This window comes from Microbacterium sp. ER1, assembly GCF_023383675.1.
Lineage (GTDB): Bacteria > Actinomycetota > Actinomycetes > Actinomycetales > Microbacteriaceae > Microbacterium.
Genome location: NZ_QCXO01000123.1, coordinates 1 through 17069 on the forward strand (window position 1 = coordinate 1; position 17069 = coordinate 17069).

General features: G+C 70.6%; 17 protein-coding genes, 1 tRNA gene and 1 pseudogene. 17 read left to right on the forward strand and 2 right to left on the reverse strand.

Features of this window, described 5'->3' with window-relative positions:
- Positions 1 to 229: 229 nt before the first annotated feature.
- Both rplJ and rplL read left to right on the forward strand, forming a co-directional pair.
- Entirely contained in the window at positions 230 to 718 is a 489-nt protein-coding gene (rplJ, locus tag BV453_RS03275) for a 50S ribosomal protein L10 (protein WP_025104226.1), read from the forward strand.
- A 48-nt stretch (positions 719 to 766) separates the two neighbouring features.
- The gene (gene rplL / locus BV453_RS03280) at positions 767 to 1150 is read left to right on the forward strand and encodes a 50S ribosomal protein L7/L12 (protein WP_025104227.1); all 384 of its coding nucleotides are present in this window, start codon (positions 767 to 769) and stop codon (positions 1148 to 1150) included.
- 66 nt (positions 1151 to 1216) lie between these two features.
- On the opposite strand, the gene BV453_RS03285 is transcribed toward rplL, so the two are convergent.
- A complete protein-coding gene (locus BV453_RS03285; protein WP_025104228.1) occupies positions 1217 to 2221 on the reverse strand; it encodes a LacI family DNA-binding transcriptional regulator in 1005 nt (334 codons plus the stop codon).
- A gap of 283 nt (positions 2222 to 2504) precedes the next feature.
- On the opposite strand from BV453_RS03285, the gene BV453_RS03290 reads away from it, so the two are divergent.
- From BV453_RS03290 to BV453_RS03320, 7 genes are all read left to right on the forward strand, one after another.
- Positions 2505 to 3827 (forward strand): ABC transporter substrate-binding protein, encoded by a 1323-nt coding sequence (locus tag BV453_RS03290; RefSeq protein WP_249520874.1) that lies wholly within the window; start codon positions 2505 to 2507, stop codon positions 3825 to 3827.
- 111 nt (positions 3828 to 3938) lie between these two features.
- Positions 3939 to 5276 (forward strand): carbohydrate ABC transporter permease, encoded by a 1338-nt coding sequence (locus BV453_RS03295; protein WP_025104230.1) that lies wholly within the window; start codon positions 3939 to 3941, stop codon positions 5274 to 5276.
- Positions 5276 to 6244: a carbohydrate ABC transporter permease gene (locus BV453_RS03300; protein ID WP_025104231.1), complete on the forward strand. Its 969-nt coding sequence runs from the start codon at positions 5276 to 5278 to the stop codon at positions 6242 to 6244. Before BV453_RS03295 ends, BV453_RS03300 begins: the two co-directional genes overlap by 1 nt.
- Before the next feature lie 122 nt (positions 6245 to 6366).
- Entirely contained in the window at positions 6367 to 7737 is a 1371-nt protein-coding gene (locus tag BV453_RS03305; RefSeq protein WP_062765045.1) for a cystathionine beta-synthase, read from the forward strand.
- A gap of 54 nt (positions 7738 to 7791) precedes the next feature.
- Positions 7792 to 8958: a cystathionine gamma-synthase gene (locus tag BV453_RS03310; RefSeq protein ID WP_249520875.1), complete on the forward strand. Its 1167-nt coding sequence runs from the start codon at positions 7792 to 7794 to the stop codon at positions 8956 to 8958.
- A 47-nt stretch (positions 8959 to 9005) separates the two neighbouring features.
- Positions 9006 to 9647, forward strand: a complete 642-nt coding sequence (locus tag BV453_RS03315; RefSeq protein WP_231729495.1) for a phosphatase PAP2 family protein — start codon at positions 9006 to 9008, stop codon at positions 9645 to 9647.
- 18 nt (positions 9648 to 9665) lie between these two features.
- Positions 9666 to 10268, forward strand: a complete 603-nt coding sequence (locus tag BV453_RS03320; protein ID WP_157544377.1) for a GNAT family N-acetyltransferase — start codon at positions 9666 to 9668, stop codon at positions 10266 to 10268.
- Between the two features lie 52 nt (positions 10269 to 10320).
- On the opposite strand, the gene BV453_RS03325 is transcribed toward BV453_RS03320, so the two are convergent.
- Positions 10321 to 10408: transfer RNA gene (locus tag BV453_RS03325), tRNA-Ser, on the reverse strand.
- Positions 10409 to 10573: 165 nt separating this feature from the next.
- On the opposite strand from BV453_RS03325, the gene mpaB reads away from it, so the two are divergent.
- The 8 genes and pseudogenes from mpaB to mpaP all read left to right on the forward strand — a co-directional run bounded on the left by mpaB (position 10574) and on the right by mpaP (position 17067).
- Positions 10574 to 11641: a daptide biosynthesis RiPP recognition protein gene (gene mpaB, locus BV453_RS03330; RefSeq protein WP_249520876.1), complete on the forward strand. Its 1068-nt coding sequence runs from the start codon at positions 10574 to 10576 to the stop codon at positions 11639 to 11641.
- Positions 11638 to 12897 carry a daptide-type RiPP biosynthesis aminotransferase gene (mpaD, locus tag BV453_RS03335; protein WP_249520877.1) on the forward strand — a complete coding sequence of 420 codons (1260 nt, stop codon included), beginning with the start codon at positions 11638 to 11640 and terminating at the stop codon, positions 12895 to 12897. The genes mpaB and mpaD overlap by 4 nt, the downstream gene beginning before the upstream one ends.
- Positions 12898 to 12956: 59 nt before the next feature.
- Positions 12957 to 13997: pseudogene (gene mpaC / locus BV453_RS03340) on the forward strand (daptide-type RiPP biosynthesis dehydogenase); the annotation flags it as partial.
- 121 nt (positions 13998 to 14118) lie between these two features.
- The gene (gene mpaA1, locus BV453_RS16955) at positions 14119 to 14205 is read left to right on the forward strand and encodes an MpaA1 family daptide-type RiPP (RefSeq protein WP_374209022.1); all 87 of its coding nucleotides are present in this window, start codon (positions 14119 to 14121) and stop codon (positions 14203 to 14205) included.
- 43 nt (positions 14206 to 14248) lie between these two features.
- Positions 14249 to 14374: an MpaA2 family daptide-type RiPP gene (gene mpaA2 / locus BV453_RS16550; protein ID WP_257721411.1), complete on the forward strand. Its 126-nt coding sequence runs from the start codon at positions 14249 to 14251 to the stop codon at positions 14372 to 14374.
- A 10-nt stretch (positions 14375 to 14384) separates the two neighbouring features.
- The gene (mpaA3, locus tag BV453_RS16715) at positions 14385 to 14504 is read left to right on the forward strand and encodes an MpaA3 family daptide-type RiPP (RefSeq protein ID WP_301178377.1); all 120 of its coding nucleotides are present in this window, start codon (positions 14385 to 14387) and stop codon (positions 14502 to 14504) included.
- A gap of 68 nt (positions 14505 to 14572) precedes the next feature.
- Positions 14573 to 15385, forward strand: a complete 813-nt coding sequence (mpaM, locus tag BV453_RS03345; protein ID WP_249520879.1) for a daptide-type RiPP biosynthesis methyltransferase — start codon at positions 14573 to 14575, stop codon at positions 15383 to 15385.
- Positions 15382 to 17067, forward strand: coding sequence for a daptide biosynthesis intramembrane metalloprotease (gene mpaP / locus BV453_RS03350; RefSeq protein ID WP_249520880.1), 1686 nt, complete (start codon positions 15382 to 15384; stop codon positions 17065 to 17067). The genes mpaM and mpaP overlap by 4 nt, the downstream gene beginning before the upstream one ends.
- The last annotated feature ends 2 nt before the right edge of the window (positions 17068 to 17069 follow it).

Genomic DNA, 17069 nt, shown 5'->3' on the forward strand with positions numbered 1-17069 from the left:
GGGGATTTGGGTGAGAGGTGGGGGTGGGGTACAGTGGTCATAACCGAAGACCGCTGGTCATCGTGTGCGCGCGAGTGCACAGGATCGAAGCTCTGCATCGCAGGGGCCCGCGCAGGTGTCACGAACTTCCGAGCTCCGTGCGCTTGCGCCGGAGCTCTTCTCTTTTGCAGGGGGTCGGAGGCCGGCGCCCCACCACCGTGCGGCGCCTCGTACACACCAAGGAGTGACCATGGCGCAGAAGGATGCATCGGTCAACGAGCTCACGAAGTCATTCGAGAACTCGAACGCCGTCCTGCTGACCGAGTACCGCGGTCTGACGGTTGCCCAGCTCAAGCAGCTGCGCAACAGCATCCGTCAGGACGCTGAGTACGCCGTGGTGAAGAACACGCTGACCAAGATCGCCGCCAACAAGGCAGGCATCTCCGCGCTGGACGACGACCTCAAGGGGCCGTCGGCTGTCGCGTTCGTGCACGGTGACTTCGTCGCCACCGCCAAGGCTCTGCGTGACTTCGCCAAGGCCAACCCGCTTCTCGTGATCAAGTCGGGCATCTTCGAGGGCAAGGCCCTCACCGCCGACGAGGTCAACACGTACGCCTCGCTCGAGAGCCGCGAGGTTCTGCTGGCGAAGGCCGCGGGCATGATGAAGGCGACGATGGGCAAGGCTGCGGCCACCATCGACGCGCTTCGCGAAAAGCTGGAGACCGCCGAGGCCGCGTAAGCGACCGGCGATCTCGTCTACAAACCCCATCTATCTAGGAGATACATCATGGCGAAGCTTTCCACCGAGGAGCTGCTCGAGCAGTTCGCCGGCCTGACCCTCATCGAGCTCAACGAGTTCGTGAAGGCGTTCGAGGAGAAGTTCGAGGTCACCGCTGCTGCTCCCGTCGCCGTCGCCGGTGCCGCCGGTGGCGCGGGCGAGGCCGCGGCCGAGGAGGAGAAGGACTCCTTCGACGTCATCCTCGAGGCCGCTGGCGACAAGAAGATCCAGGTCATCAAGGCTGTCCGCGAGCTCACCTCGCTCGGCCTCGGCGAGGCCAAGGCCGTCGTCGACGGTGCTCCGAAGGCCGTCCTCGAGGGCGCCAACAAGGAGACGGCCGAGAAGGCCAAGGCTGCTCTGGAAGAGGCCGGCGCGACCGTCACCCTCAAGTAATTCCAGCGCACCAGCGCTTCTGCGAAGGCCCCGGGTTCCGCCCGGGGCCTTCGTGCGTCTGCGGGGTCAGCGCGGCGCCGCGGTCGAGCTGCGGACGACGAGCGCCGAAGCGGCCTCGACGTGCTCGACCGGAGCGTCGGGCTCGCTCATCCGTCGCATGAGCAGGCGCACGGCCTCCCGGCCCTGGTCCCGCGGCGATTGCCCGATGGTCGTGAGGGCGAACATCTCCGCGTGCTCGTGGTCGTCGATGCCGACGACGCTGAGTTCGGTCGGCACCGCGATGCCCAGGCGGCGGGCGGCGATCACGGCGCCGATGGCGGCCTCGTCGCACACGCCGACGATGGCGGTCGGTCGGTGGCGACGGTCGCCGAGGAGTCCCGCCGCCGCGGCATAGCCGCCGGGCATCGTGGGGGCCGCCCCGGCGATGCGCGCGCGCGGAGTCAGCCCCGCCGCGTGCAGCGCCTCCCGGTAGCCGGCCAGGCGTCGGGCGTCGCCGTAACTGAGGTCGGTGTCGTCGGTGGCGCCGCCCACGAAGGCGATGTCGGTGTGGCCGAGCTCGATCAGGTGCTCGGTGGCGATCCGGGCGGCGGCCGCGTCGTCGATCGACACGGCGCTCGATCCGGCGCTGTAGGGCCCCACGCTGACGAGCGGGCGCCCGGTGCGGTGCAGGCGCTCCAGCTCGCGGGCGCTGGGCTGGATGCCGACGGCGATGATGCCGTCGAATCTCCGACCGGGCAGCACGCTCTCGAACAGCCGCTCCCTGGTCTCCGAGCGCTCAGGGACGCCGTACAGCGACAGGTCGTGGTCGCGCACGAGCAGCGCCTCCTGCACGCCCGCCAGCAGCTCCGAGAAGAACCACCGGTCGACCGGTGGCATCACCAGGCCGATGGTGCCGGTGCGCCCGGTCGCCAGGCTGGTGGCGGAGGAGTGCGCGACGTACGCGAGGTCGTGCGCCGCCTCCTCCACGCGCTGTCTCGTCTCCTCCGAGACGTAGCCGCGGCCGCTCAGGGCGCGGCTCGCGGTCGCCTTGGACACACCGGCGCGCGTCGCGACGTCGGCGATCGTGCTCATCGTGTCCTCCTCGACCCGGTTCCACGACGGCGAGCCATCGGGCGCTCGCCGGGAGCCATCGTAGCCGTTCCACACGCGAGGAGGAACCGGTTCCAGACCCGTGGAACTGGGAGCGCTCCCACCACACGGAGGGCACCGACCTCAAACGGTTGTGATCTTGTAACCTTCCCCAGTTGTACGGCGCGAAGGAACCCGAGTAGGTTGGCCTGGAATCGGTTCCCCAATGGATGTGGCGATTGCTCTCCTTGGGCGGACTGAAGATCCACCTGAAGAGGAGAAGTACATGGCTTTGTCACAGCGATACCGCCTGCTCGCCCCCATCGCACTCGTCGGCGTCGCGTCTCTCGCGCTCGCCGGCTGCGCCGAGGGCGGGGGCGATGAGGGCGGAGAGACCAAGGACACCGTCCGGATCTCCGGCGGCATCACGGGCGTCGAGGCCGATGACCTGAACGCCTCCTTCGAGCAGTTCACGAAGGACACCGGGATCAAGGTCGAGTACACCGGCGACAAGGGCTTCGAGGGCAACATCGTCACCAAGGTGACCGGTGGCGACGCCCCCGACATCGCGATCGTCCCGCAGCCCGGTCTGCTCAAGACCCTCGTCGACACCGGCAAGGTCATGCCGGCGCCGGAGGCGGTCGAGTCCGCCGTCGACGAGAACTGGTCCGAGGACTGGAAGAAGTACGGCACGTTCGACGACACCTTCTACGCGGCGCCGATGCTCGCGAACCTCAAGGGCTACGTCTGGTACTCGCCGAAGCAGTTCGCCGAGTGGGGCGTCGAGGTCCCGGAGACCTGGGACGACATGATCGCCCTGACCGACACGATCGTCGAGAAGACCGGCGGTCCCGCCTGGTGCGCCGGCTTCGCCTCCGAGGCGGCGTCGGGCTGGCCGGGGACGGACTGGATCGAGGACCTCGTCCTGCGCCAGTCGGGCCCCGACGTGTACGACGACTGGGTGGCCGGCGACGTGAAGTTCACCGACCCCGAGATCAAGCAGGCCTTCGACGCCGTCGGTGAGATCCTGCTCAACCCGGAGTACGTCAACGCGGGCTACGGCGACGTCAAGAGCATCAACTCGACCGCTTTCGGTGACGTCGCCAACGCGGTGGCCAAGGGCGACTGCGCGCTGACCCACCAGGCGTCGTTCCTGTCGGCGAACTTCCTCGACACGGAGACCGCGGACGGCAACGTCCCCGAGGTCGCGCCGGACGGCGACGTCTACGCGTTCATCATGCCGGGCGAGACCGCCGGTGAGCTCCAGGTCGAGGGTGGCGGCGAGTTCGTCGCGGCCTTCTCCGACGACGAGGCCACCCAGCAGGTGCTCGAGTTCATGGCATCGCCGGAGTTCGCCGACGCCCGTGTCGAGCTCGGTGGCGTCATCTCCGCCAACAAGAACGCCGACCCGAGCCTCGCCTCGAGCGAGTTCCTCCAGGAGGCGATGACCATCATGCAGGACGACGCGACGACCTTCCGGTTCGACGCTTCCGACCTGATGCCGTCGACCGTCGGCTCGGGCTCGTTCTGGAAGGGGATGGTCGACTGGATCGACGGCAAGGACACCGACACGGTGCTCTCCGACATCCAGGCCGGCTACGAGAACTGATCGCCTCGACGCGATCTTCTCAGGCTGAGCGGGGCCGGGCTGCACAAGCCCGGCCCCGCTCCACCCATCCATACTGCGCGGGAACCCAGCACGATCCAGAAGGGGACGTTCATGTCGCACGCGACCATCGAGAAACCCGTCGAGGCTGACGCGCCGCCGACGACGCACGGCACCGACGAGAAGGGGAGGAAGACCACACGCACGATCCTCGCGATCGGCTTCGTGGTCGTCGTCGCGCTGGCTCTCCTCCTCGTCTTCACCGCCCCGACCGAGGAGTCCTCGCGGATCACGATCGGGTTCTCGCTCAACAGCTTCTTCCTGTGGCTGGGCGGTCTGAATCCGCTGGTGCAGATCCCCGCCGTGCTGCTCGTGTTCGGCGTGGTCGTGGCGATCATCCTCGTGCTGATCGAGTTCGCGCCCCGCCCTGGTCGCGGCTACTTCATCATGCGGCTGGTCGCGTGCCTCGTCATCCCGGTGCTCGCGCTGCTGCTGCTCCGTCCCTACGCGAACGCCGTCGTGTACGTCGTCGCGATCGCGCTCCTCGTCGGGGCGCTCCTCTTCTTCGCGGACTTCCGCGCGCGGCAGGGAGCGGGCTATCTCTTCCAGCTCGTGCTGTTCATGGCCCCGGCGGCCATCATGCTGCTGCTCGGCCTCATCTACCCGGCGATCTCGACGATCTTCAAGTCCTTCTTCGACAAGACCGGCGACGAGTTCGTCGGGCTCGAGAACTACATCTGGGTCTTCACCAACCCGGTCGGCACGTCGTCGGTGATCAACACCATCATCTGGGCGCTGCTCGCTCCGGTCATCTCCGTGGTCATCGGCCTCGCCTATGCCGTCTTCATCGACAGGGCCCGCGGCGAGAAGTTCCTCAAGGTGCTGGTCTTCATGCCGGTGGCGATCTCGTTCGTCGGCGCCGGCATCATCTGGAAGTTCATGTACGACGCCCGGCAGGGTGACCAGATCGGTCTCCTCAACGCGATCGTGACCGCTTTCGGCGGCGACCCCGTGCAGTGGCTGGCGATCAAGCCGATCCTCAACACGCTCATGCTGCTCATCGTGTTCATCTGGACCCAGACCGGCTTCGCCATGGTCATCCTCTCGGCCGCGATCAAGGCCGTGCCGGTGGAGCAGATGGAGGCGGCCGAGCTCGACGGCACGAACGCCTGGCAGCGCTTCCGCAACGTGACCGTGCCCGGCATCCGGTCGTCGCTGATCGTCGTGCTCACGACCATCACGATCGCCTCGCTCAAGGTGTACGACATCGTCGCCGTGATGACCGGCGGACGGGACGAGACCAGCGTCCTCGGCTTCGAGATGGTCAACCAGCAGCAGCGGTTCCAGAGCTACGGGCACTCGTCGGCGCTCGCCGTCGTGCTGTTCCTGTTCGTGTTGCCGCTGATCATCTACAACGCCCGATCGATGGCCAAGCAGAGGGAGATCCGCTGATGAGTGCAACGCAGGCCACCGTCGTGGACAACCGCACCAAGCGCCAGGTGGCGCGGGACACGCGCCGCAACGAGGCGACCGCCCACAAGAAGCTGACCTCGAAGGGGGCGACGATCGCGGCCGCGGTGATCGCGCTCTTCTGGACGATCCCGACCTTCGGTCTCTTCGTGACGTCATTCCGCCCGGGCGCCGACACGCAGAACAGCGGCTGGTGGACGGTCTTCTCCAACCCGGAGTTCACGTTCGACAACTACGTGCAGGCGTGGAACTCGGGCGGCACCTCGACGACTCTCGCGACGGCGTTCATCAACTCGCTGGCGATCACGATCCCCGCGACCGTGTTCCCGATCGTGATGGCGTCGCTCGCCGCGTACGCGTTCGCATGGATCGACTTCAAGGGTCGGAACATGCTCTTCATCTTCGTGTTCGCGCTGCAGATCGTGCCGCTGCAGATGGCCCTCGTGCCGCTGCTGAGCCTGTTCTCGGACGGGCTGACGATCAACGACGTGCCGATCTTCCCCGGGTTCGGGCTGAACGAGGTGCAGTACAGCTTCGCCCGCGTCTGGATCGCGCACGCGATCTTCGCGCTGCCGCTGGCGACGTTCATGCTCCACAACTTCATCTCCGAGATCCCCGGCGAGATCATCGAGGCGGCCCGCGTGGACGGCGCCGGACACGGTCAGGTCTTCTTCCGGATCATCCTGCCGCTGGCGGCTCCGGCGATCGCGTCCTTCGCGATCTTCCAGTTCCTCTGGGTGTGGAACGACCTGCTGGTCGCGACGATCTTCGCCTCGCCCGGTGCCCTGCCGATCACGCAGGCGCTGAACTCGCTCTCCGGGACCTGGGGGAACAAGTGGTTCCTGCAGTCCGCGGGAACGTTCATCTCGATCATCGTCCCGCTGATCGTGTTCTTCGCCCTGCAGCGCTTCTTCGTGCGCGGCCTGCTGGCCGGCGCGACGAAGGGCTGACCCTTCGACGGGCTCAGGCCCTTCGACAGGCTCAGGGACCCAGGTTTCTGGGTCGCTGAGCCTGTCGAAGCGGCGCTGAAACACAGCCCCGCAGGCGAGGGCCCGCGCCGTACCCTGAACAGATGAAGTACGCAGACTCGATCGTCGACCTCGTCGGCGACACGCCCCTGGTGAAGCTCCAGCACGTCACCGAGGGCATCGCGTGCACGGTGCTCGTGAAGCTCGAGTACCTGAACCCGGGCGGGTCGGCGAAGGATCGGATCGCCGCACGGATCATCGACGCCGCCGAGGCCGCGGGCGATCTGCAGCCGGGGGGCACGATCGTCGAGCCCACGAGCGGCAACACCGGCGTCGGGCTCGCCCTTGTGGCGCAGCAGCGCGGCTACCGGTGCGTCTTCGTGCTCCCGGACAAGGTGGGCGAGGACAAGATCGACGTGCTCCGCGCGTACGGTGCGGAGGTCGTCGTGACCCCGACCTCCGTCCCGGCGGACAGCCCGGAGTCGTACTACAGCGTGAGCGACCGGCTGGCACGGGAGATCCCCGGGGCCTTCAAGCCGAACCAGTACGAGAACCCGAACGGGCCGCGCAGCCACTACGAGACGACCGGGCCGGAGATCTGGCGCGACACCGACGGGCGCGTCACGCACTTCGTCGCCGGCGTGGGGACGGGCGGCACGATCACCGGTACAGGACGCTACCTGCGCGAGGTGTCCGACGACGCGGTGCGCATCATCGGCGTCGACCCCGAGGGCAGCGTCTACAGCGGCGGCACCGGTCGGCCCTACCTCGTCGAGGGCGTGGGCGAGGACATCTGGCCCGGCGCGTACGACCCCGCCGTCCCGCACGAGATCGTCGCGGTCGGCGATGCGGAGTCGTTCGCGATGACGCGGCGCCTGGCCCGCGAGGAGGGCATCCTCGTCGGTGGCTCCAGCGGCATGGCCGTCGTCGGGGCGCTGCGGGTGGCGAAGGACCTGCCGGCGGACGCGGTCATGGTCGTGCTCCTCCCGGATGGCGGACGCGGCTACCTGGGCAAGATCTTCAACGACGGCTGGATGCGCTCCTACGGGTTCAGCGAGGTGGAGGAGGGGGAGACGGTCGCCGACGTGCTCGCCGCCCGGGCCTCCCGCCACGGCCTCCCCGACCTCGTGCACGCGCACCCCACCGACACGGTGCTCGAGGCGATCGGCATGATGACGGAGTACGAGGTCTCGCAGCTCGTCGTCCTCAGCGCGGAGCCGCCGGTGATGATGGGCGAGGTCGTGGGCACCGTCGACGAGAAGGGCCTTCTCGACCTGCTCTTCCGGGGCGACGCCGAACCGAGCGACGCCGTCGGCGCACACGTGGGGGAGCGGCTGCCGCTCATCGGCATCCACGCGTCGGTCGCGCAGGCACGGGCCGCGCTCGCCGACGCCGACGCCCTCCTCGTCACCGAGGACGGCAAGCCGCACACCGTGCTGACGCGACAGGACCTGCTCGGCTACCTCTCCCGGTGACGCGGGACGTAACAGGCCGGCACCAGTCGGAGGGCCCGGACGTAGGCTGAGGGCATGTCCGACCACGACCTCGACCACGCCTTCGCCACCCGAGCCATCCACGCCGGACAGGCGCCCGACCCGATCACCGGGGCGATCATCCCGCCGATCTATCAGTCGTCGACGCACGTGCAGGACGGCATCGGCGGCTTCCGGGACGGCTACGAGTACAACCGTGCGGGCAACCCGACGCGCTCCTCGCTGGAGACGCAGCTCGCCGCTCTCGAGGGCGGGGTCGGGGCGCTGTCGTTCGCGTCCGGTCTCGCGGCCGAGGACGCGCTGCTGCGCGGCATCCTCAAGCCCGGCGACCACGTTCTCCTCGGAAACGACGTCTACGGCGGCACCTACCGACTGCTCACGAAGGTCCTCGCGCCCTGGGGGATCGACACGACCACGGTCGAGCTCTCCGACGTCGACGTGATCCGCGCGGCGATCCGTCCCGAGACGCGCATCGTGTGGCTGGAGACGCCGAGCAACCCGCTGCTGAAGGTCGTCGACATCGCGCTCATCGTCGAGGTGGCGCACGCGGCCGGTGCCCTCGTCGTGGTCGACAACACGTTCGCCTCGCCGGCTCTGCAGCAGCCGCTCGCGCTCGGCGCCGATCTCGTCGTGCACTCGACGACGAAGTACCTAGGCGGGCACTCCGACGTCCTGGGCGGTGCCGTCGTCTTCGGTGACGACCGCTTCGTCGAGGCCGTGAAGTTCCAGCAGTTCGCGGTGGGTGCGGTCTCCGCGCCTCTGGACGCCTGGCTGACGACCCGCGGCATCAAGACCCTCGCGGTGCGGGTGCGCCAGCACTCCGAGAACGCGCAGGCCATCGCCGAATGGGCCCAGGCGCGGCCGGAGTTCGCGCAGGTGTTCTATCCCGGCCTCGCGTCGCACCCCGGTCACGAGATCGCGGCGCGGCAGATGAGCGGCTTCGGCGGCATGCTGTCGCTCGGTCTCGCCGCGGGTGCGGACGCCGCCCGGGCCTTCGCCGAGAGCACCCGCGTGTTCCAGCTCGCCGAGTCGCTCGGCGGCGTGGAGTCGCTCATCGGCTACCCGCCGGAGATGACCCACGCGTCGGTCCGCGGTACCGAGCTCGCCGTCCCGGAGAACGTCGTGCGTCTCTCGGTCGGCATCGAGGACGTGGCCGACCTCATCGCGGATCTCGAGGAGGGTCTCGCCCGCATCGCCCGCTAACCGGCACGGCGACCCGCGATCGCGGGGGCGTCCGTCACAATGGGACGATGAATCGACGGATGCTGCTGTGGTGGGGCGTCGCCTGCCTCGTCCTCGCCACTGCCCTCGGCGCACTCGTCGTCTTCGTGTATCCGCAGACGCCGGGGCTCGACCAGTGGTGGAACGACACGATCGCCGCGGTCCGCGCGGACTGGATGCTGAGCTTCGCCCTCGCGCTGAACTGGATCGGCGGTGGCTGGGTCGCCATCCTCGCCGTGCCGCTGGCGACCATCGCCGTCCTGGTGCTCCTGCGCCGATGGCGGGGGGCGCTGTTCGCCGCGTTGTGCTTCCTCGTCAGCGCCGGTGCCGTCCAGCTCCTGAAGAACGTCTTCGGCCGCGCCCGCCCGCACGACATGCTCGTCGTGAGCGACTACGGCTCGTTCCCGTCCGGTCACACCGCGAATGCGGCGACCATCGCCCTGGTGCTCTGGGTACTCTTCCCGCGGGTCTGGGTGGCGATCGTGGGGGCGGCCTGGATCGTGCTCATGGCCCTGTCGCGCACCTTCCTGTCGGTGCACTGGGCCACGGACACGCTCGGCGGGGCGTTCGTCGGCGCCGGCGTCGTCCTCGTGCTCGCCGCCTGGCTGGTGCCGTGGGTGCGACGCGACGTCGAGGCGACCGCCCGCGCCGATAGGCTGAGCGGAACCTGACCCGTCCGAGGAGCCCCCGTGTCGCGCATCCGTCCCTACCGTCCGACCGATCGCCCGGCGATGTTCGAGATCTGCCTGCGGACGGCCGACGCCGGGGGAGACGCCACCGGGGTGCTGTCCGATGACGAGCTGTGGGGGAACCTCTTCGCGGTGCCGTACGTCGAGCGGCACCCGGACCTCGCCTGGGTCGTGGAGGCCGAGGACGGGCGCACCATCGGCTACATCGTCGCCACCGACGACACCGACGCCTTCTACGCCTGGTTCCGCGACGAGTGGTGGCCGGGCCTGCACGCGCGCTATCCGCGATCGGCGGACCCGCAGACGCGCGAAGAGAAGCTGATCGAGTACGGCTACACCAGGGAGCCGGGGGTCGAGCCGCATGCCGCCGAGTACCCGGCGCATCTGCACATCGACCTGCTGCCGGAGACCCAGGGGCAAGGACTCGGTCGCGGTCTCATCGAGACGCTCTTCGCCGAGCTGCGTCGGCGCGGTGTCCCGGCGCTGCACCTCGGCATGGACCCCGCGAACTCCGGCGCGGCCGCGTTCTACGAGCGGCTCGGCATGACCGTGCTCCCGTCCGCGCCCGGTGGTCTGACGTACGGGGTGCGCTTCGAGGGCTGACGCCGCCCGAAACGAGAGAAGACCTCCGCGATGCGGAGGTCTTCTTCGTCTGTGGCGGTGACGGCGGGATTCGAACCCGCGGTTGCTTGCACAACACACGCTTTCCAAGCGTGCTCCTTCGGCCGCTCGGACACGTCACCAGGGAACAACCTGTCCATCCTATCCGATGTCCCGGGGGCCTCGTGACATACCGGCGATCCAGGCCTGCGGTCGTGAAAGCTGTTATATTGCACCTCGTATGAGGCCTGGATATCTTCATATGAAGACGCAACGGCGTCAGACGGATCCGGTTCTCTGGGGGGATCATGGGGACGAGTGCGACGACGGCACGGCAGGACGACGGGTCGACGGGCGAGGACCCGCTCCTCGGGCCGCAGGCCCTGCGGGCGTGGGTCACGGGCGGACATGCGGCACGCGGTCGCGTGTTCCTGCGCGAGGCGGAGGCCGGGGCTGAGGCCCTCGCGGCTGCGGCCGACCCCGAGGACGTGATCCTCGAGCCCGCAGGATCGGTGCCTCGGTCGGGGGCGGCGCGGGTCGTCGGCTACGGAGGACGGCTCGCCGACCTCGGCGACGAGCTCTTCCTGGGGGAGCGCGGCGTCGAGCTCCAGGACTACATCGCGGCCTCCTTCGTCCAGATCGTCGGACCGACGGCGATGCGCTTCTTCGACGAGGCGAGCTGGCGTGCCTTCCTCGACGACGCCAACCTCGCGCGCGGCACCGGGGTCTTCGCCGCCGCGATGCTCGACCCCCGGGTGCTGCTCGCGGACCGCTCCGCTCTCGCGCGCCCGCAGGAGGTGGAGGCTCCGCGCGCCCTCCGCATCGACGCGGACGGCGGTGTGCATCTCGGAGTGCAGGGGGAGGCGATCGGCGACGTGGACGACCTCCCCGCCGCCCTCGGGAAGGCCCTGCCCCTGGCGTCGGCGCTGGGCGGCGTGCCCGGCTCGGCGGACCTCATCGTCGAGCTCGACCGCCGGCCGTGGCTCCGCCGGTACCTCGACGCGGCCGATCTCCGGAAGATGCTCCGCCTGCCGAACGGCGCCGCTCGGATCGCGGGCTTCGGGTGGGCGCTCCTCGATGACGACCTCGCGGACGCGGAACCCTTGACCGACGACCCGTTCCTGCTCGACACCGCCGAGGGGTTCCTGCTCGCCGATGTCCGGACGCTCCGCCGGCACCTCCTGTCCCCGCTGACCGCTGCGGTGGTCGACGCGATCCAGACCTCGAGCACACGCGGGCGGGCGGCGGCGCGCGTGGCCCGCGCCTGCGGAGTGCCCGATGCCCGCGCGCGGCACCTGTGCCTGGAGGCGCTCGCCGCGCTCGGCGTCCACCTCGGTGCGCGGACCGAGGACGCCTCGGGGGGAGGAGCACGATGAGCGCGCCGCACGCGCTGTGGACGTCGATGCTCCCCGCCGACACCGCCTTCCCTCCGGATCGGGTGGCGGTCGGCGCCTCCGGGCATCGCCTCTTCTACGCCGACGGCTCCGACCGCCTCTGCGCGACCAGCGGCCTGTGGAACGTGCCCCTCGGCTTCGGCAACCCGGCGGTGACCGAGGCCGTGAGCAGGGCGACCCGCGACGCCTCCTACCTCTCGCTGTTCCGCGCCCCGCACCGTTACGCCGAGGACGCCGCCGATGCCCTCATCGCCCTCGCGGGTTCCGAGCGCTACCGGCGGGTGATCTTCTCCACCTCCGGCGGGGCGGCCAACGACGCCGCCATGAAGCTCGCCCGGCAGTACTGGGCGCAGCAGGGCGCGGGCTCGCGGTCGCTCGTCGTCGGCCTGCGCGGCAGCTATCACGGCACGATGTACGGAAGCCACGTGCTGAGCGGCGACGACCTGCTGCAGTCGGTCTACGGCGTCGACCGGCGCACGGTGCGGCACGTGTCGCACGCCGACGACGGGGCGGAGCTCGAAGCGCTGCTGGAGCGTGAAGGCTCCCGCGTCGCCTCCGTCGTGGTGGAGCCCGTCCTCGGCAGCGGAGCCCATGCCTTGTCCGACGTCTTCGTCCGTCGTCTCCTGGAGCTGAGGGAGCGGCACGGGTTCCTGCTGGTGGCAGACGAGGTGGCGACCGGTTTCGGGCGCACGGGCGCGATGTTCGCCACCGACCGCTGGGCGGCCGCGCCGGACGTCCTCCTCGTGTCGAAGGCGCTGACGAACGGGGCGATGGGAGCGGCGGCGCTCCTCGTCGGCGACCGCATCGCGACGGCGTTCGCCCGCGGCGGATGGACGTTCGTCCACGGGGAGACGCAGGCGGGCACGCCCGCCTGCGCGGCCGCGGTCCTCGCCGTGATCGACGAGCTCCGCCGCATCGACGTCGAGGCCACCACGCAGGCCCTGGCGTCGACGCTGCGCCGCCTCGCGCGGACCTGGCAGGAGGACGGGATCGTCACCGACGTCACCGGCAGCGGCTGCTTCGTCGGGGTGGGGCTCCGCGGCCCGGACGGGTCCCCGCTCTCCGGGACCGACGTCCTGGAGGTGGTGTCCGCCATCGCCGACAGCGGCGTCGTGGTGCACCCCGGTCCGAGCTCCATCCAGCTCATCCCCGGCTACGGCTTCACCCCGGCGGAGGTGGCCGAGACCGACCGGGCCGTGCGAGGCGGCCTGGCACGGGTGCGGGAGGCGGCGGCATGACCGGGCCGTTCACCGCACGCGTCCCCACGCTGTGGCACGGGCCGTGCGCACGAGAGACGATGGCGGGTCTGACAGCGGGACGCGACACGCTGGTGATCGCCGACGCGGCCGTCGCGCACCCCCTTCCCTCCGCAGCGTCCGCCCGGACGATGACGGTGGACGCCTCGGGGGCGGACGAGCTCGGCGTCGTCCTGATCGCCGACGAGCTCGTCCGACGACCGCCCGAGGTCATCGTGGCCGTTGGCGGCGGAAGCGTCCTCGATGCGAGCAAGATCGCGGCCCTCGCGCTCAGCCCCGGACGCCTCCTGGACTTCGCCCTGCGGCACGCGGAGACCTCGGCGCTCACGATCCTGCCCGACGCGCCTCCGCCGGTCGACATCGTCGCGATGCCGACGACGCTCGGCACGTCGTCGGAGACGAACAGCGTCGCCATCCTCCGGAACCGCTGCGGAGCCCGGCTCCTCGTCGGTCGCTCGCTGCGTCCGCGCCACGCCGTCCTCGATCCCGACCAGCTCGCCACGCTCACCCCCGCTGCCGTGCGAGAGGGAGCGCTGGAGGCGTTCCTCCGGGTGGCCGGCGCCTCGACGAGTCCACGGACGGCGCGGGCCGACCGCGACGCGCGGCTCCTCGGCCGGGCGCTGCTCGAGGCGGCCTCGGCTGACGTGATGTCGACGACGGGACGGCTGCGCCTCGCGCGGCTCAGCGCCGCGACCCAGCGCACGGCCGCCCTCCGCGGGCCCGATCCGTACAGCGCCCGCCACTGGTACCTCGCGAACGAGGTCGCCTTCCATCTCGGCGTCCGCAAGATGACGGCCACGGCGGCGGTCATCGCCGCCGTCTGGCGGCGGATCGGTGCGGGCGATCCGCGCTGGGGCGACCGCGCCAGCCTCGACGCCTTCTGGGCCGGCGTCGCGGCGGGGACGGCACTGCCTCGTGACCCGGCCGCCGGCATCGCCGCCGTCGTCGACCAGGGAGGGCTCCCGTCACCGCCGCGCCCGAGCGCACGGGAGATCGATCGGATCGCCGCCGCCGTGGAGACGGCGTGGGGGGATCACCGCCCCATGCTGCGCGGAGTCCGCGCCGCGGACGTCCGCGCTGTGCTCCACGACTCCCGGTGGAGCCCGTCCCCGGTCGGCGATCGCCGGCCCGAGCAGCGGAGAGGAGGTGATGGGAATGAACGAAAGCACGGAGATGAGCATCCGGTTCCAGGAGCTCGACCCGATGGAGGCGCCCAGCTGGGACAGCTTCTACCAGGGCGTGATCGGCGCGCTGGTCCTCATCGGGATCGGTGCGGCAGCCGCCACGTGATGCCGTCCGGCAGCACCCGATCGGAGAAAGGAAGGAGGGACGCATGACCGCAGCACTGCCGGCGCTCGAGTTCACCGAACTCGAGGCCATGGACGCGCCGGGCGATGCCGATGACTACATCCGCGGCTTCGCCGTGGGCGTGATCATCGGAATTCTCGCTCTGACCTAGGAGGTGCACTGTGCAGTCCACGTCGCTGGAGTTCCTGGAACTCGAACAGATCGACACCCCGCTCGAGTGGTGGGAGCACGCGAGCTACATCATCGCGATCATCGGCGGAGCCGCCGCCATCGCGACCTGACAGCGGGTGCGGGCGGGATCGTCCGCCCGCACCCCCCGACCATCCAGCCGAGGAGAGGCGATGCACGGATGACGTCCCTGATCACCGAGACCGTGGCGGCACGGCTCGACCTCGTCGGCGCGACCGCCAGGGCACAAGACCTGTACGCCGGAGCCGGCACCGACTTCTACGACCGGCTCGTCGGCCCGGACCGGGCGGAGATCCGCGAAGTCCTGGCACTCGCGCGTGCGGTCCCCGGACCCGTCCTGGACCTCGCCGCGGGAAGCGGACGGCTGACGATCCCGCTCGCACGCTCGGGGCATCGCGTTACGGCGGCCGATCTCTCCGCGGACATGCACGCGCGCCTCCGCGGCGCCGTGCCGCACGGGGCGACCGTCGAGTGCGTCGTGGCGGACATGCGCGACCTCGCGCTCGGCGAGCACTTCGGCCTCGTCGTCCTCGGGGCGACCTCCATCACGCTGCTCGATCGCGAAGACCGGGCGCGTCTCTACGCGGGCGTTCGACGTCATCTGGCCTCCGCCGGCGTCTTCGCCCTTACCATCGCGGACGGGGCGTCGGCGGACGCTCTCGCTCTCCCGACCGACCGCGAGATCACAGTCCCCGGCAGCGCGGGAGACGAGCCCTACCTCTTCGCGCAGCAGGTCGAGGACGACGGCGCCGTGCGGCTGGTCAACTGGGTCCGCCTCGCGGACATCGCCCCGCGCGCGGAGGTGCCGGTCCTTACGAGTCGCCTGCACGTGCTGAACCCCCGACTCCTGGCCGACGAACTCGTCGAGGCCGGTTTCGCGGCGCCCGAGACGTCCCCGGTGCGGACGCCCGTCGGCGTGGAGATCCTCCTCCTCACCACCACCCGCGCCGAGGATGGAAGGGGCGGGCGATGACGACGGCAGGACCACGAGCCGTGCGGCGACGTCGCGGACGAGGACGGGACGCCCTCACCGCCGAGTCGTGTCCGACCCTGGCCGCCGGCGTCGCGTTCGAGCCGACGGCGGAGGGCTCCGGGTGGCTCGCCACTGTCCAGGGCGTGCCGTCGGCGCGGCTGTCCCGACCGGTCGTCGACCTGCTGACGGCGATGGACGGCCGCACCGCGGTCTCCGCGCTGCGCGCCCGTTTCGCGGCGGGGGAGACCGACGAGAGCGTGCTGCGACTGATGGAGCGCTTCCGCGACAATGGGCTCCTGGACGGGGGTGCGTCCCGGCTGCCCGGCCGGGTCACGTATCGACCGCCGTTCACCGTGCAGTTCGCGACCCTCCGCGCGTCCGCGCTCTTCGCGCGTCTCGACCGTGTGGTCGTGCCCGTCCCGCGCCGTGCGGTCCTCGCGATCGTCGCCGCGGTGGTCGGTGCTGGGATCGTCGGCGCGGCCCTGCACCTCGGCGAGCTGGGTGCCGTGCTCGCCCGTCCGGTGCCGCTCGCCGGCTTCGCCCTCGTCGTCGTGACGCTCGGTCTCGCGACCTTGGTCCACGAGACCGCGCACGGGCTCACCCTCACCCGGCTGGGAGGCCGGCCGCGGCGCGCGGGGTTCATGCTCCTGTACCTCACGCCCGCCTTCTTCGTCGATGTCACGGACGGCTGGCGGCTCCCCGACCGCCGGCATCGTGTGGCGATCGCCCTGGCCGGCCCCGCGGTCCACGCCACGGTGGCGGCGGTGGCGATGCTCGCCGCTCTCGCCCTGCCGTCGTCGGCGGCCCGCGAGACACTGCTGCTCCTCGCGATCTCCTGCACGGTCGTCGTGCTCGTGAACCTGATCCCCTTCGTGCGCTTCGACGGGTACCTCGCCCTGATGAGCGCCCTGGACGAGCCGAATCTCCGGAGGAGGTCGATCCGCGACGGCGCGGGCTTCCTCGCCCGCCTCGTGTTCGGGGCGCCGCGGCAGCCGCGGGCGCTGGAGCGGTGGTGGAGCGTGCCGTTCGGTCTCTGCTGCCTGGCGGCCCCGGTCGTCATGGTGCTGTTCGCCGTCGTCCGGACCGCGCAGCTGCTCGACGGAGCCGGCCCGGCGGCGAGCCTCTTCGTGCTCGCTCTGGAGGCCGTCGTGGTCGTGGCGGGCGTCCTCCTCCTGGTGCGCGCTCTGCTCCAGGTGTGGCGATCCGGTGCCTCGCGGTTCCGCCTCGCCGGCGTGACCGCCGCGCTCGCGGCCGGAATCGTGGCCGCCGGCATCCTCGTCCCGGTCCCGACGGCCGCGGTGCTGGGGTTCTCCGTGGACGACGACCGGGTGGTCCTGGTGCGGGGCGGACGGGATCCCGGCACCCGCATCCCGGACGGCGCCCCGGTCGTCCTGTCGACGCGGGGCATCCTCGCCAGCGAGTACCGCGGCGAGGGGACGATCAGGACCCGACCTGCGACGGAGATCGAGGTGCCGGTCGAGGCGCTCTTCCCGGTCAGGACGCCCGGGGCATCGATCCCGGCGACGGCCGTGGCGGAGGTGGAGGTGTCGGGGGAGCGCAGCGCCCTCCCGGCAGCGGGACAGGCGCGCGTGGAGCTCGGCACGGTGCCGCTCTGGCAGGCGCTCTGGGCGGCGGTCGCGTCGCCGCTGGCAGCTCTCACGAGCGAGGAGGAGAGAGGATGACC